The sequence below is a fragment of the Mesorhizobium sp. M7A.F.Ca.US.014.04.1.1 genome (assembly GCF_003998745.1).
Classification (GTDB): Bacteria; Pseudomonadota; Alphaproteobacteria; order Rhizobiales; family Rhizobiaceae; genus Mesorhizobium; species Mesorhizobium ciceri.
Window position 1 is genome coordinate 1 of record NZ_RZRW01001117.1, and the last position, 1,033, is coordinate 1,033.

At 68.6% G+C, this 1,033-nt stretch carries 1 protein-coding gene; it reads left to right on the forward strand.

Translation table 11 applies throughout. From position 1 onward, the window contains the following. A partial coding sequence (locus EOA22_RS34940; RefSeq protein WP_127390681.1) for an FAD-dependent oxidoreductase occupies positions 1 to 1,033 on the forward strand: 1,033 nt, incomplete at both ends.

Genomic DNA, 1,033 nt, shown 5'->3' on the forward strand with positions numbered 1-1,033 from the left:
ATCTGGCGCCGCTTGGCCGGCTTCCGGCCATCGCCGCCAATCTGAAGCTCGGCGCCGAGGTCACCGCGATCACCCGTCAGGGGCACGACAAGGTCGCCAATGACGGCCGCAAGGACGCGCCCTTCGTCATCCGCTACCGCGATGGCGGCGGTGAGCACCGCTTTCTCGCACGCGCCGTCATCGACGCATCCGGAACATGGTGGCGGCCAAACCCGATCGGCATCGACGGGCTGCCGGTTGCCGGCGAAGGCAAGGCGTCGGCACGCATCGCCTATGGCATTCCCGACGTGGTCGGCAAGGCGAGAGAAGACTATGCGGGCAAGCGCATCCTGGTCATCGGCGGCGGGCACTCGGCCATCAACGTCGCGCTGGCGCTGATGGAGTTGCAGGATGGCGTGCCTGGCACCGAAATCTTCTGGGCGCTGCGGCACGCCAGCATCGAGAGATTGCTCGGCGGCGGGCTGAACGACCAGTTGCCGGAACGTGGCGCGCTCGGGCTGGCCGCCAGGCAGGCGATGGCGGACGGCAGGCTGAACATGCTGACGGGCTTCGCCGTCGACCGCATCGAGACGCAAGGCGAGAAGCTTGCCGTCGACGCCCACCTCGCCGGCAAGCCGTTCAGCATGGCCGTGGACCGCATCGTCGTCACCACCGGCTTCAGGCCAGACCTGTCGTTCCTCGGCGAAATCCGCATCGCGCTCGATCCCGTCGTCGAAGCGCCGCCGGCACTGGCGCCGCTGATCGATCCGAACTTCCACTCATGCGGCACGGTTCCCGCGCATGGCATTGCGGAGCTCGCGCATCCCGAACCCGGTTTCACCATCGTCGGCTCGAAATCCTACGGCCGTGCCCCGACCTTCCTGATGGCGACCGGCTACGAGCAGGTCCGCTCGGTGGTGGCCGATATTGCCGGAGACCATGCCGCGGCCCGCGAGGTGCGGCTGGTGCTGCCGGAGACCGGCGTGTGCAGTGCCGTCGGTGTCGCGACGGTATCGGAAAGCGCCGGCTGCTGTGGCGGGCCTGCTCCCGCCGC